This window comes from Maledivibacter sp. (assembly GCA_025210375.1).
Classification (GTDB): Bacteria; Bacillota; Clostridia; order Peptostreptococcales; family Caminicellaceae; genus JAOASB01.
In genome coordinates, this window is sequence record JAOASB010000029.1 from 333,744 (window position 1) to 348,184 (window position 14,441).

Here is a 14,441-nt window from a genome sequence, read left to right on the forward strand (position 1 = left end):
TCCTCCTATATAACCGAAAAGTAAATTAACTATATAAGTTTACTCTTATTTATTATTCAAATCAATAGCTGTCAATACATATTTTTAACATAAAAATAACATTTTATGAAAGAGTCCCCGTCACTTATATATCATGAATTGCTACTTATAGCCAGTAAATCCAAGTATTTAGCATTGATAATATATATCCCAAATGATACAGTAAAATTGTTAAGGAGTGAATTACTATGAAGAAAATAATATGTTCAGTGCTTATTGCCTCGTCATTTCTGGCCAGTACTACTTCCTATGCAAATTCTTTTTTAATGCATACAGCTAAATCAGGCGATTCCTATTCTTATATATCACAGAAATATGACGTCAGTACTAATGAACTCAAAGATTTAAACAAAGATAGAGATGACATGATTTATGAAGGTAGCTTGGTTAAAATAAAACCCATTGAGCCAAATATAACTATCAAAATTGATAATACGGTTCTTCAAACTGCTCAATATCCCTACATAGAAAATAACCGTACCTTTGTCCCAATCCGTTTTATAGCTGAGGCCCTAAGTGTTGATAAGATCATATGGGATGAACCCAGCAAAACTGCCATATTAATAGATGGCAATAAAACTATAACCCTGACTTTGGGCCGGGACATAGCAAATATAAATGGAAGGGATATTAAACTGGACGCCCCTATAAGTATATATGAAGGACGAACCTATGTACCTGTGCGTTTGATTTCTGAAGCTTTTAATTGTACAGTAAACTGGGATAGCAATACTTCTACGGTTTTAATTGATGCCAATAGTTCCTATGATGAAGACCTATATTGGTTATCTAGGATTATTAATGCCGAGTCCCAGGGTGAACCCTTTGAAGGTAAGCTAGCCGTTGGTAATGTGGTAATAAATAGAAAAAACAGCCTTGATTTCCCAAACACAGTGAAGGAAGTAATTTTTGATACCAATTATGGATATCAGTATACCCCAGTACTAAATGGAACTATTCACAACGCCCCTTCAGCTGAGAGTATAAAAGCAGCTAAAATGGTATTGGAAGGTACTAATAACATTGGCGATTGTGAATATTTTCTTAATCCAGCAAAATCAACCAATACTTGGATTATTAAAAACAGAACCTTTTATAAAAGAATAGGCTTACATGATTTCTACAGATAGTTAGTCTTATATATAGAACGCACTTATAGATCAAAATATACAAAATTTATCGGATTTTATATATTTTCTACAATTTTACGTTCTTAAAAAATCAGTTGAAAGCAATTCACAAGAGTTGAATTTCGATAATTTTTGATATATTATTACAATAACAACTTGCATTTTTTATTGAAAATAATATGAAAATTGGGGGCCAAATATGAAATTAGGAAAAAAACTGCTATTATTTCAGTTTACATCGATTATCATTCTTGTAGTATTGATTTTGGGAACAGTATATTTTTACAACATTAATCTGTTTAAAAGAACACTAGAAAGAGAAGTGGTTCTATTAGTAAGCAATTCTGCTGAATCTATTAATTCTAATATTGAACAGAACATACAAAAAATAAAGATGATGTCGCAAGCAGATGTATTTGAAAGCCTTAATCCAAATGATATAAAAAACTATCTTGAAGAACTCATAAAAGAAGACAATTCTTTTAAAGAACTACATTTCTATAGGAATAGTGAATCTTTACTTACATCTACTTCAAAAGGAATTATTAATAGAGATACAGAATCATTATTCTTAAATGAAGCAAAGAACGCTGAACAAGGGAATATATTTGTTGGTGAGCCATACATAAAAGAAGACAGTACAATTATGAACATATACACTCCTATTACAGATAATAGCAATATAAAAGTTATTGGTATTCTTGTAGGAGAAGTTGATTTAGAACCAATGATTAAGAAAATAAATGAAGTAAATGATTATCTAATAGGTGACAAATCAGCATATTTAGTGAATGCTAGCAACAATATCATTCATACACAAGAAAAGGGTGTAAAACAATTTGATATCTTACCTGATGCAGAAATTAATGATGAAATCAATAAAGCACTTGCTGGTGATTCCACAGGATTTGTTAACTATACGGATTACAAGGGTGAAAAGGTTATTGCTGGATATGCAGATATTTCTGAATTTGGAGTGAATGAAGGTGTTGATTGGTCAATCATAGCAGTTGCTGAAGTGTCTGCTGCATATGGTTCTATTAATAAAATGATTGCAACAATTGTTACTATATCAGTAATTGTATTACTGGTCATATTGTCACTCACATTTGTTTTTTCTAAGGGTATTGTAAATCCCATCAAAATCGTTGTGGATTTTGCAAATGAAATTGCCAATGGAAATTTAAAAGTTCAACCGATGCAAGTGAAATCAAAGGATGAAATCGGTGTACTAACAAATACATTAAATATAATGCATCAAAGTCTAACACAGATAGTGGAAAACATATCTGAAATATCTAATAATGTCAATGTAGCAGCAAATATTTTAGATGAAAACTTAAACGATGTTGCCACAACCACAGAAGATGTTTCAAACATTATCAATCAGATTTCTGAAGGGGCAATAACTCAAGCCGGGGATACGCAAAATGTAAATAATAATATGATAGACCTGGGCGAAGTTATTGACAGTAATACTAAGAATATAAGCGAATTGTCTGATACATCTATTAAAATTGGCCAATTAACTTCTGAAGGTCTTGATGTTATTCAGGTGTTAACTGAAAATACAGATGAAAACAGTAAAATAATTAGCAAAATTATAGATGTTATTCATAACACTAGTGATAGTGTTCAAAAGATTGGAGAAGCAAGTAAATTGATTGCTAGCATTTCAGAACAAACTAATTTACTTGCATTAAATGCAGCAATTGAAGCAGCTAGAGCTGGCGAATTCGGAAAAGGCTTTGCAGTAGTAGCACAAGAAATAAGAACATTGGCTGAACAATCTGCACAATCAACAAATGAAATTGATATAATTCTAGAAGAACTAATAAATAATGTAGAAATTGCAAAACAAACAGGAAAAGAGGTTAATATAACAACAAACAATCAACTGAACAGCGTTACAGAAACAAAAAATAAATATGATGATATTTCTAATGAAATTAGATTTACTATCAAAAAAATTGATAATGTATCTAAATTAAGTGATAAAATAGAAATTAGTAGAAATAAAGTACTAGATCTAATTCAAAATCTTGCAGCTATCTCCCAAGAAAACACTGCAAGTACTGAGGAAACTGCCGCTTCAACAGAAGAAATATTTGCTTCAGTAGAAGAGATGACACAAAAAAGTAAGCTGTTATCAAATTTATCGGATGAACTTAAAGAATCAGTGGCTAAATTCAATATATAAAAATTATAGCAATTTAAGTGTAAAAGAACCACATCATGAAGCTAAAGCTTATTTGGGTTTCATGGTGTGGTTTTATAAATACAGATAAGATGTCATTTATCTACATTTAATCATTTAATTATATGATGCCATTCTTTTTTGAGTCCTAAAAACTTTTATATCTATTCTCAATATGATAAAATATACAAAGTAGTCATATTTCTATATTTTTTATAAGTCCCACTAAGGAGTTGATGTTTATGGGTATATTTGATAGGCTAAAGAAAGTCTTTGAAGCAAATAAAAATGCTGATGTAGTCCCTGTAGAAGAAAGAAATGTTATGAATATGCGTGTTGGGGATATTATTAATATTGAGGACGTTGATTACGAGGTTCAAGGAATCCTAAAGTTTAATGACCACGGTTGGAAATGGATTGAATACAAGATAAAGGACTCTAGAAAGACCTACTGGTTAAGTGTTGAAGAGGATGACGATATTGAAATAAGTATGTATCAAGAAGTTGTAGCAATTACTACTGAGCCTACTAAAGTATATGAATATAAGGGTATTAAATATTATATGCAAGAAGGCAGTGATGCAATTGTGGAAGATATTGAAGGGAAAATTAACGCAGTAAAAGGAGAACAAGTGGATTATTATGAATACACCGATGAGGACGATGAAAATCTCCTATCCATTGAAATATGGGATGGCGAGGTAGAAATGAGCATCGGCAGATGGATAGAAGCCTATAATATTGAAATATATCCTGGTTCATAAATTTTTTTATTTTAACTTAATGTAGAAAGGGGGTAAAATCAATGGAAAAGAAAAAAGTTATAATTATTTCCATTATCGTTATTCTGGCTATATTAGTAATATTACCATCGCCCTCAATAGCAAAGAAAATAGATCACGACTCAAAATTCACCTATTCCACTAGTATAACAGGTAAATACAGCCGCTCTGAAAGGGCAAATATCTACAAAACCGATATGGATGTGCCTAATACTGCAAGATATATCATCAAAGAAAAAAGGCCAGAGTCCTATACGGATTTAACCAATGAAGAATCTATACAGATTACATATGATGACTATTATATCTTAGTATACAAGGGAGAGGATTTACAAACATACGTGCAAACTTCTTCTCGAAAGTTTATCCATAGGAATGGTTACTATGGTCTATACAGGCCCTACAGAAGAAATATTATAGTATTCTATGATAGATCCTATAGGTCAAGAAGATACTCTAATACTGACAGTAACCGTTATGGCGGAGGATATTATAAACAAACACCAGTATCAAAGTCTTCAAACAGCAGTAAAATTACAACGGATAAAAATTCTTCATCCAAAATAAAAACCAACAGTAATGATTCATCTAAAATAAGAACCACTAGTACTAAACCAAAGATAAGTACTACTTCAGGCTCAATTCGTAAAGGAAGTTCTGGATCAAGGAGCAGCCTAGGTGGTGGCACAAGCTTTGGAAAATAAATTTTTACAATATGGAAAGGAGATTATCACATGGATATACTTTCAAATCCAATTATCGAAACAATTGTTTATGCAATACTAGCGTTAATACTAATGTTTGTAGGCTATAAATTCTTCGACATAATAACACCCTATAATTTTGCGGAAGAAATTAAAGAAAAAAATCCTGCTATAGGTGCGGTTATTGCAGGTATATTTATCGCTACATCAATTATTATTAAAGCGGCCATTTCTTAAAAAATACTGAAGGAGGTTATATCTTATGAATCCTATTGTTTCAACAATAATATATTTTGTAATTGGTATGGTTTTTTGTGCCATAGGTTATAAAGTCTTTGATATTATAACTCCCTTTGATCTCAATAAAGAAATAGATGATCATAATGTTGCAGCTGGTTTATCTGTGGCAGGGATATTTATAGGGGTAGCTATAGTTGTTAGTGCTGCAATTCTATAAGTTTAAAATCTTTACATTATAGTACGGAGGTCACATATGACAAAAAATGAAAATTACAATAATCATTCTAATGGTGAACAGATTAATGCAGGACCTTTACTATTTGCTATATTTGTAATTGCTATTTGTGGTATTATATATGAACTGATCATCGGAGCGATCAGTTCATATTTATTAGGTGATAGTGTTAAACAATATTCTATTACAATAGGTCTTTTTATGAGTGCCATGGGTATTGGTTCCTATCTGACAAAATACTTCAAACGAAATCTTTTTGATGTATTTGTTACCATTGAATTAATCATTGGACTAGTAGGGGGTTTGTCTGCCATAATGCTTTTTGGTGCATATGGGTTTACAGACTTTTATTATTTTGTTATGTACTTTACCATTATTACTATAGGTATACTAGTTGGTTTAGAAATCCCTATTATTACTAGAATTATTGAAGAAAAGGAAAACAACCTAAGACTTACTATTGCCAATGTTTTGAGTTTTGATTATATCGGAGCATTACTAGGGTCATTAGCCTTTCCCCTAATACTTTTGCCACAGCTTGGAGAAATTAGGACTTCCTTCTTTATCGGATTTATTAATATTGGTGTTGCAAACCTAATCATCTATAAATATAAACACTTAATTAAGAATCTAAAACCTATGAAGTTCTGTGCCTTAGTATTTGCCCTAATAATAATTTTTGGATTTATTTTAGGGGATCATGCTGCTAAAACCATTGAAGATAGCTTTTATCGAGATAAAATAATATATAGAGAACAAACTAAATATCAAAAAATAGTTGTTACAAAGCATCGTGATGATCTTCGTTTGTTCCTTAATGGCAATATTCAATTTAGCTCCCTCGATGAATATAGATATCATGAAGCCTTAGTACATCCTGCAATGTCACTTGCTTCAAAACATGAAGATATACTTGTTCTAGGTGGCGGAGACGGTCTTGCCATAAGGGAAATCCTTAAATACAATGGGGTTGATAATATTACACTTGTGGATTTAGATCCTGCAATGACTTCTTTTTGTAGTACTCAACCCCTAATAAAGGCTTTAAATAAAAATTCCCTTAAAAACAAAAAAGTTAGTATAATCAATCAAGATGCCTATAAGTATCTTGAAAATACTAAAAAAAAATTTGATGTCATTATCGTAGATCTTCCGGATCCCAATAATGAATCCTTAAATAAATTGTATTCAAATTTATTTTATAGACTAATATACAATCACATGACTGAAGGTGGCATGGTATCAATTCAATCTACTAGCCCTTATTTTGCTAATGAAGCCTATTGGTGTATTAGAAAAACCGTTGAATCAGAAGGATTTTTCACATCGGGATATCATTTAAATATTCCTTCCTTCGGTGACTGGGGCTTCACCCTTGCATCAAATAAAAGTTTTTCAAAGGAAGATATAAATATCACTATACCTACCCAATATCTTAATAGGGAAATAGCTAAGGGAATATTCTATTTTGCTAAGGATGAAAATACATCAAAGGATAAAGTGAAAATTAACAGTTTAACCAATCCCGTTCTAATCCAATACTACCAAAAAGCTTGGACTACATATTAAATACTTACTAATGCCAGTTTCTATCATAGGAAATGTAGGAGATAGATTGAAGGGGACTATATTATAATTTAGGTATCAAAGGATAAAAAATAAGACTATAGGTATATTCCTAAGCCCACAGTCTTATTTTTTAACTACATTATTTACCAAGCTTAGCCTTTAATGCGGCTAACTCATCCATTACACCGGCATCTTGCTGCTCTAATTCCTTGAACTGATCATCTAGATCATCTCCATCCATGAAGTCGTTTAGCTCTGCCTCAGCTACAGCTTGACTTTCAATAGCATCAACCTTCTCACTCATACGACTAAAGGTATCAAATACGCTATTATCATTTAATCCAGACATTGTTTTTTGAATAGATTTTTGTGCCTCTGCTCTTTTTGTCCTCGCCACTAAAAGGCCCTTTTTACGTTTTGCTTCTTCAATCTTATTACTTAGATCCCTTAAGCTGGCTTTAAGCTTATCGGTTGCACTTTTTTGACCTTCCCATTGAACTCGATATTGGGCAACTAATTCATCGATCTCTTTTTTCCGATTAAGGGCTGCAATTGCAAGCTTGTCGTCTCCCTTTGAAACAGCTAATTCCGCTTTTTTTGTCCAATCCGCGGCCTTGGCTTCTTGTTCATCTAGGGCTCTTTTCAACCTCTTTTCATCGGCTATAGCAGATGCGACCTCAACCTTTGCTTTTTTATATTGTTCATTCATATCAATAATTAATTGATTTAACATTTTCTCAGGATCTTCAGCCTTCGATATTAGATCATTGACATTTGATTTTATTACAGTTCCTAAACGATCAAAAATACCCATAATATATACCTCCTCATAAAATTATATAGTCTGAAAATTTGGGATAATAATGAATTTAATAACAGCCGAGATGATTAGCTTGTATCTTCATGTCACCCTAACTTGCATATTGAACCAATATATCATAGTGCTGCATTAGGGCCAATCCTAGACTCTCAACAGTCGATTGGAATTCATTCATATCAAGATTTTGTGATTGCAATGTATCAACAAGTACTATACTATCCCCTTCAATAGCATAGGCTCCATGAACCAAATCATTTGCATTTAATTCCAATAGCTTCTTATAGAACTCTTGTTTTTTCTCTTTGGGTAGATCCATTACCTTTACTCTAAATATAACAATAGGATCTAAAAGTTTTACTATTATATTATCAATATGTGCTATATCATCCTCAATCATCCATGTATTTTCATCGATTTCTTCAAACCTTAAGTTCATATCTAACATATAGTTTTCTATTTTTTGTTTAGATTCCATTCATATCCCCCTTCTCAAATTCAACTTTATATCTTTACTACTTCACAGATTTCATTGTATATATACTGATAAATATATTATATATGTTAATATAGTGAAATTACAATAATAATTTACTTCACCACTTATAGAGAGTTTTTGATATATCAATTGTTATTTCGTCGTCCATCATTATCTTGAAAATACTATTTCCCCATCAAATATTGTCATTTTTACCTGTACATCCTTTATTTCACCTAAAGGAATATCAAAGATATCTTTATCGAGTATTATCATATCAGCAACCATACCTTTTTGTATCTGCCCCTTTATTTCTTCTTCAAAGGTAATATAGCTTCCTTCCTTTGTAAACATCTCTACGGCCTCATGTACTGAAACCCTTTGAGCAGGTAAAAATCCATTTTCCGGTAATCCATCAAGTCCCTTTCTTGTAACTGCACAATATATATTGGGAAGAACATCACAGGGCTCTACAGGACAATCACTCCCCCCGGATACATGAACCCCCATATCCATAAGTGTCTTAAAATTGTAACTTGTTTCCGTTTTTGACCTTCCAACTCTTTTTTCAACTATTTTATGGTCATAATCAATGAATATAGGCTGAACATAGGCTCCCATATTGAGCTTCTTAAATCTTTCAAGTAGATGTTTATCCATGATTTGACAATGAACTATTCCATGTCTTAGATTCTTTATCCCCCACTTCTTATATGCCTTTTCCATTGAATTGAATACCATTTCCAATGCACCGTCACCAATACAATGAGTCGCAATTTGCATATTATTTTTATGGGCAGTATCAATTAAAGCATCCAATTCCTCCTGAGCAAAGTAGGGGATTCCAAAGTTCCCAGGACAATCCACATATTCATCCTTCATAAATGCTGTTCTCGCACCTAAAGATCCATCTGTTAAAAGCTTTAATGGGCCAATCTTAAAGTGTCCATTTGTCCAACCCGTATTATACCCTTTTTTTATGAATTCCTTTAAATAATTGACGTCATGAATTAAACACTGTTCATTAATTCTAAGATTAAGATTACCTTCTTTATTAAGCTCCGTAAATGCCTTAATAACCAGCTCGGGATCATTTTGGGGAAGAGCAGAAAAATCATCTGTTCCAACGGAGGTGATTCCCATACTTGAAGCATATTCTGAAGCTTTCAGTATCATATCCTTTATTTCCTTTAATGTTGGATTAGGTATCTTTCTAGATATGAATTCCAAAGCTTTTTCCCTTAAAATTCCGGAGGCTTTACCACAATAATCCCTATCTATTTTTCCACCTTCAATGGAAGGAATATGATCATATATATCGGCTTCCATCAAAGCCCTTGTATTTGCCACCCCTATATGCCCACATGCCCTTGTGAATAAAATAGGATGCTCAGTTGATATTTTATCTAAATCATGCCTTGTAGGAAGTTGTCCATCATCAAAACAATCCTGATTCCAGCCCCTTCCTAAAATCCATTTTCCAGATGATATTTTCTTATCATCAAGATATTTTTTACCTATTTCAATCATATTCTTAATAGATTTAGCCTCTATAAGATCGGCTTTTGTTAGGGTATAACCAAAGTTTAATAAATGCATGTGACTATCATTAAATCCTGGCAGCACAAGCTTACCCTTTAAATCTATCAACTTGGTTTCCGAATTTTTCATACCAAGTATAGCTTCGTCTGTTCCAACAGCTTCAATTTTATTATCCTTTATCCCTACTGCCGAAACCTGAGGAATATCTTTATTCATCGTGACTACTTTGCCATTAAATAGAATATAGTTCATTTCAATTCACCTACTCCTATAAATAAAATAAAATCAGATAAAACTTTATCTGATTTTATTTTATACCTATTCCCTTGTATAAGCAATTAAACTATAAATAATATCTCTTATCCCTTATTATTTATAAAAAATTTAAAACTCTACTGAATGCTTTTACTTCTAATCTATATCAATATCAATAACTTTATTATATACTTTCTTATATGTTATTCTCTGAATATCCAATTCCATTTTTTCACCCTTACCAGTAAAATGCATGGTTCTAGTATGTTTAATTGCTGCATTATTTATTTTGATATGATCATCATTTATAGTTTCCTTTAGCTCTACAGCTTTCCCATCCATTATTAAATATACCCTAGTGAGAATGGTGCTTTCATCTGTAGTAATGGTTATATATGTGTCCCCATTTGATTCATATATATTGTTAAACTCTACCCTTTGTCCTAAGACATTTATAGACTTATCATGAAAATCCTTATTTAGATAAACCTTCTGATCAGCATCATGATCTGACGAAGAACTCACAAGCTTAATTTGAAGCTTTTCTAAATCCCTTGGTAAGGCATCATAGTCAAATTGAAATTTAGTCCCCTTCATGTCGGTACTCATACTACTACCTTGACTAGCCACTTCTTTTCCATTGGCAATGAGCTGTATCTCTAAATTATCATGTCTAAACCCTTCACCTTTTATTTGTTCCTTAGCAAGCTCTATTATATTTTGAATATATCCTTTTATAGAAGTCCCCGTTGGAGAAGCGGAAATAGATTTAAATCGAATTTTTGATTCATCCACCTTAACACTTTTATTAATACTTTTTTTCAAGGTATGTCCCATGGCCTTACTTCTATCCAAAGTAAACTTAATACTTCCCTCTTTTCTTTCATTTTTCTTCCATATACCAAATCTAAATTCCAATTGTTTTTCAAAAAACTTTGGAGTTGCAAAATCTGAAATATAATGAACCTCCGTTTCATCATCACTTATCAGTCCCTGAGAACCATGCATTCTGTATTCTTTCATACCTTTAAAATACCCATTTGAAAAATCCATACTATCAATTTTACCATGGGTATCTTTAACTGTATAGAAGGCTATCAGCCTATTATCATCCAACATTATACCATCTAATGTAACTTTCACACCATTTCCAAAGGTATAGCTTTTCTCTATAACTTGACCTTTTCCTAATTCATTAAGCTGCTTTAAAGTTCCATTCATAACCCCATCATAGCCAATAAGTCTCTTAGTATAAAAAGCTAGGGTATCAAAATTATATCCAATAAGTAAAATAGCCATGATTACAGCTACAGCCCTCAATCTCCAAGTCCTTTTTTTAGGATTTTTCATCCCTTTATTTTCAAGTGCGGCTTTGAGTCTAAGCTCTAATTCTTCTGGAGCCTTAATTTTATCTATTTCTAATTTTTCTTCATATAACATCTTTTCAACTTCCTTCATACCCCTCACCTCCAAAGCTTTCTTTTAATTTTTTAAGTCCTATGGAAATTCGAGATTTTACCGTGCCTACAGGTATCTTGAGCATATCACTAATGCTTCGATAGTCCAGGTCTAAAAAATATCTTAGTTTTAAAACCTCTTGATGTTTTTTGTTGAGTCTAGATAAATGTTTATCCAGCATAAGTCTTTCTTCCTTCTGCTTAAAGCCTCCTTCCTCACCTTTGTCTTCAACAACCTCTAAGCTAATTATTTTCTTATTCTTGACCAAAAGATTTCTACATCGATTTACTAAGATAGTTCTACTCCAGCTATAAAATGCTTCTTCTTTTTTTAGTTTGTGTATATTTTCATATATAATCACAATCATATCTTCTAAGGCGTCTAAAGCATCCTCCTTATTTCTCATATACGTATAGGCCAATTTATAATAATCGTGTTTTTTTTCCATAATAAGCTGTACCAATGCATCTTTATCACCTTTTTTGGCTTTTTTTATTAGCTTCTCGATATCCATATCCCCACCCCACTTTCATATATAAGAGTGATCTAATGTGAAAAAGGTTCATTTTATTTTCAAAAATAATTTTAAGACCGATTATTGATATTTATATCAAAAATCGGTCATTACTATATTTATATACTAGGGAGCTTCAAAAATAAACTAGTCATCTTACTCGTCCCTTTTATTATTTTTTTCATATATCTTATGTTCTTTTTTTCTTCATTATTTTGGCAAAGGAAGTTACAATTATTATACCCACGGATATGGCGCCACTGGTAAATACAGCCTCTGTGCCGAACTTAGCAGCGATATTAAAATCTTGATTTGCAAGACTTGCCATTGATAGATATATTGTATAACCCGGTACTAAGGGAACGATTCCTGGTATAACAAATGTAGTAACAGGTTTTTTATCTATCCTAGCAAATATTTCTCCCAAGATTCCAACAAAAGTCGATGCAATAAAAATTGAAAAGGTAGAAGACATAGTCAGTTCCTTAATATATATATATAATGTCCATCCAATTCCTCCTGTTAAACCTGCATAAAATATGGATTTCTTAGGAACATTGAATAAAACAGAAAACCCAACGGTGGATATAAAGGAAAAAATGAAATCCTTATAATATGCCATTAGAATACACCTCCAAATAAATGCATCCACAACTTAAGGATAGTACCAACTCCAACGGCAATGGATATTGCTATCAAAATGGCCTCAGCTACTCTGGAAGTCCCTGCAATTAAATCTCCTGATATGAAATCCCTAAGTCCATTGGTTAAAGCAACCCCTGGAACCAAGGGCATAATAGCCCCTACTATGATCATATCTATACTTTCCCCAAAACCAATACTTTTTGAAAGAAGTGTCAATATGGCAATCAAGGCTCCACTGGTGGCATTGGCAAGAAAGCTGGCATTACTCATCTTCTCTATTTTCCAATTTAACTTGATAGCAATAATTGAAATCAAGAAAGCCGCCATAAAATCCCTTATCCCTGCTCCAAACAAAAGTGAAAAAAATGCAGCTGCAAGACCTGTAAAGAAGGTTCTAGCATTCTTACTATATTTACCTGCTTTTTCTATTCTTCTAAGCTCTAATACAGCTTCTTTTTCACCCATATCTATTTCTACAAATTTTCTTGCAAAATTATTGACCTGGGAAATTTTACTAAGATTTATTGTCCTTCTCTTTATCCTTTTTATAAAGCTTATTCCATCAAGCCTGTCATCAGAAACAAATATGCCCGTTGGAGTCACAAAGGAGTTTACATGCTTTAATCCCTTTGCCCTGCATATTATATTTATAGTATCCTCTGTTCTATAGGTCTCTGCTCCATTTTTCAGCAATATTTCCCCCGCATAAAGGGCAATCCGTAAAATTGATTTTTTCTCATCTTGAGTCATTTTAGTAGCTCCTTTTCTTAGCATCTACTCTAATGGCTTTAAGCTTTCATCTCCCTTTAAGCTAAGGATAGTTGAAGCTAGTAATTCTATTTCATTTTCAATATCTATTAAACTTACCACCTCAGAAGGCGAATGCATATATCTCAATGGTAAGGATACCAAGGCTACGGGTACTCCTTTTCCACTAAATCTGATCTTGTCAGCATCTGTTCCTGTTAATCTTGGAGTTAATTCATATTGTAAAGGTATATTATTCTCCTTTGATGCCTTTTCAATCAGCATATTAATCTTTTTATTAATTGGTGATCCCTTAGAAAGTATAGGCCCTTCTCCCAGTTTAATATCTCCATGCTTTCTGTTGTCCACCTCTGGATAGTCAGTTGCAAAGGAAACGTCACAGGCTATTGCCATGGTAGGTTCTATATTGCTTCCCACAAAATATGCTCCCCCCATATTTGTTTCTTCATTAACTGTGCTAACTGCATAAACAGCAATATCTGGGTCTTTTTCTGCTACTTTTCTTAAAACCTCTGCTACGATAAATGCTCCTGTTCTATTGTCTAGACCTCTTCCAGCTAAATTATCATTTAGCATGTATTCGTAATCTTGATCATAGATAACATAATCACCTATTGTTATGTATTTTTGTATATCTTTCCTATCCTTCCCACCACAATCTACATAAATATCTTCGAGCTTGATTTCATCCTTAGCTCCCCCCTGATGCTCCGCCTTGACACCTATTACACCCTTTATATCTCCCTTTTTTCCTAACACTCTTACTCTCATACCAAGTGCAAGCTTTGGGCTAATACCACCTGACTTTGCAAGATACAAGTATCCATTATCATCGATATAATTAACCATAAAGGCTATTTCATCACAATGTCCCGCCAGCATAACCTTAAAGGGCTTGTGGGAATTAACCGATGCTATGGCATTTCCTACCATATCCGTTTCAACCCTATGGGCAAAGTCCTTTACATACTTCATCCATATCTTCTGTATCCCTACTTCATCTCCCGATGGAGATGGTGTCACTAATAATTCCTCTAAGAATTGTTTTGATTCTTTTCTCATATTTAT

Annotated in this window: 15 protein-coding genes; 7 read left to right on the forward strand and 8 right to left on the reverse strand. The window is 32.6% G+C overall.

The genetic code is table 11. The features are described from left to right. Nucleotides 1-227: 227 nt before the first annotated feature. The 7 genes from N4A68_11030 (at nt 228) to N4A68_11060 (ending at nt 6,896) form a co-directional block, all read left to right on the forward strand. Nucleotides 228-1,169 carry a stalk domain-containing protein gene (locus tag N4A68_11030; GenBank protein MCT4564828.1) on the forward strand — a complete coding sequence of 314 codons (942 nt, stop codon included), beginning with the start codon at nt 228-230 and terminating at the stop codon, nt 1,167-1,169. Nucleotides 1,170-1,368: 199 nt separating this feature from the next. Next, nucleotides 1,369-3,369 carry a methyl-accepting chemotaxis protein gene (locus N4A68_11035; GenBank protein MCT4564829.1) on the forward strand — a complete coding sequence of 667 codons (2,001 nt, stop codon included), beginning with the start codon at nt 1,369-1,371 and terminating at the stop codon, nt 3,367-3,369. 239 nt (nt 3,370-3,608) lie between these two features. Continuing rightward, nucleotides 3,609-4,130, forward strand: coding sequence for a DUF4178 domain-containing protein (locus tag N4A68_11040; GenBank protein MCT4564830.1), 522 nt, complete (start codon nt 3,609-3,611; stop codon nt 4,128-4,130). A 41-nt stretch (nt 4,131-4,171) separates the two neighbouring features. Beyond that, on the forward strand, nt 4,172-4,852 hold the full coding sequence (locus tag N4A68_11045; protein ID MCT4564831.1) for a hypothetical protein: 681 nt from the start codon (nt 4,172-4,174) through the stop codon (nt 4,850-4,852). A gap of 30 nt (nt 4,853-4,882) precedes the next feature. Continuing rightward, nucleotides 4,883-5,089 carry a DUF350 domain-containing protein gene (locus tag N4A68_11050; protein ID MCT4564832.1) on the forward strand — a complete coding sequence of 69 codons (207 nt, stop codon included), beginning with the start codon at nt 4,883-4,885 and terminating at the stop codon, nt 5,087-5,089. A 25-nt stretch (nt 5,090-5,114) separates the two neighbouring features. Beyond that, nucleotides 5,115-5,309 (forward strand): DUF350 domain-containing protein, encoded by a 195-nt coding sequence (locus N4A68_11055; GenBank protein MCT4564833.1) that lies wholly within the window; start codon nt 5,115-5,117, stop codon nt 5,307-5,309. A 36-nt stretch (nt 5,310-5,345) separates the two neighbouring features. Beyond that, nucleotides 5,346-6,896 (forward strand): polyamine aminopropyltransferase, encoded by a 1,551-nt coding sequence (locus N4A68_11060; GenBank protein MCT4564834.1) that lies wholly within the window; start codon nt 5,346-5,348, stop codon nt 6,894-6,896. A 139-nt stretch (nt 6,897-7,035) separates the two neighbouring features. On the opposite strand, the gene N4A68_11065 is transcribed toward N4A68_11060, so the two are convergent. The 8 genes from N4A68_11065 to N4A68_11100 all read right to left on the reverse strand — a co-directional run bounded on the left by N4A68_11065 (nt 7,036) and on the right by N4A68_11100 (nt 14,435). Continuing rightward, nucleotides 7,036-7,710: a PspA/IM30 family protein gene (locus N4A68_11065; protein ID MCT4564835.1), complete on the reverse strand. Its 675-nt coding sequence runs from the start codon at nt 7,708-7,710 to the stop codon at nt 7,036-7,038. A gap of 97 nt (nt 7,711-7,807) precedes the next feature. After that, the gene (locus N4A68_11070; GenBank protein MCT4564836.1) at nt 7,808-8,191 is read right to left on the reverse strand and encodes a YbjN domain-containing protein; all 384 of its coding nucleotides are present in this window, start codon (nt 8,189-8,191) and stop codon (nt 7,808-7,810) included. A gap of 171 nt (nt 8,192-8,362) precedes the next feature. Further along, nucleotides 8,363-9,985: an amidohydrolase gene (locus tag N4A68_11075; protein ID MCT4564837.1), complete on the reverse strand. Its 1,623-nt coding sequence runs from the start codon at nt 9,983-9,985 to the stop codon at nt 8,363-8,365. Between the two features lie 159 nt (nt 9,986-10,144). Then, nucleotides 10,145-11,446 carry a DUF4179 domain-containing protein gene (locus tag N4A68_11080; GenBank protein MCT4564838.1) on the reverse strand — a complete coding sequence of 434 codons (1,302 nt, stop codon included), beginning with the start codon at nt 11,444-11,446 and terminating at the stop codon, nt 10,145-10,147. After that, a complete protein-coding gene (locus N4A68_11085) occupies nt 11,433-11,960 on the reverse strand; it encodes a sigma-70 family RNA polymerase sigma factor (protein MCT4564839.1) in 528 nt (175 codons plus the stop codon). Before N4A68_11085 ends, N4A68_11080 begins: the two co-directional genes overlap by 14 nt. 190 nt (nt 11,961-12,150) lie before the next feature. Continuing rightward, nucleotides 12,151-12,582, reverse strand: coding sequence for a threonine/serine exporter family protein (locus N4A68_11090; protein ID MCT4564840.1), 432 nt, complete (start codon nt 12,580-12,582; stop codon nt 12,151-12,153). Next, on the reverse strand, nt 12,582-13,355 hold the full coding sequence (locus tag N4A68_11095) for a threonine/serine exporter family protein (GenBank protein ID MCT4564841.1): 774 nt from the start codon (nt 13,353-13,355) through the stop codon (nt 12,582-12,584). Before N4A68_11095 ends, N4A68_11090 begins: the two co-directional genes overlap by 1 nt. A 24-nt stretch (nt 13,356-13,379) precedes the next feature. Next, entirely contained in the window at nt 13,380-14,435 is a 1,056-nt protein-coding gene (locus N4A68_11100) for a M20/M25/M40 family metallo-hydrolase (GenBank protein MCT4564842.1), read from the reverse strand. Between the last annotated feature and the right edge of the window lie 6 nt (nt 14,436-14,441).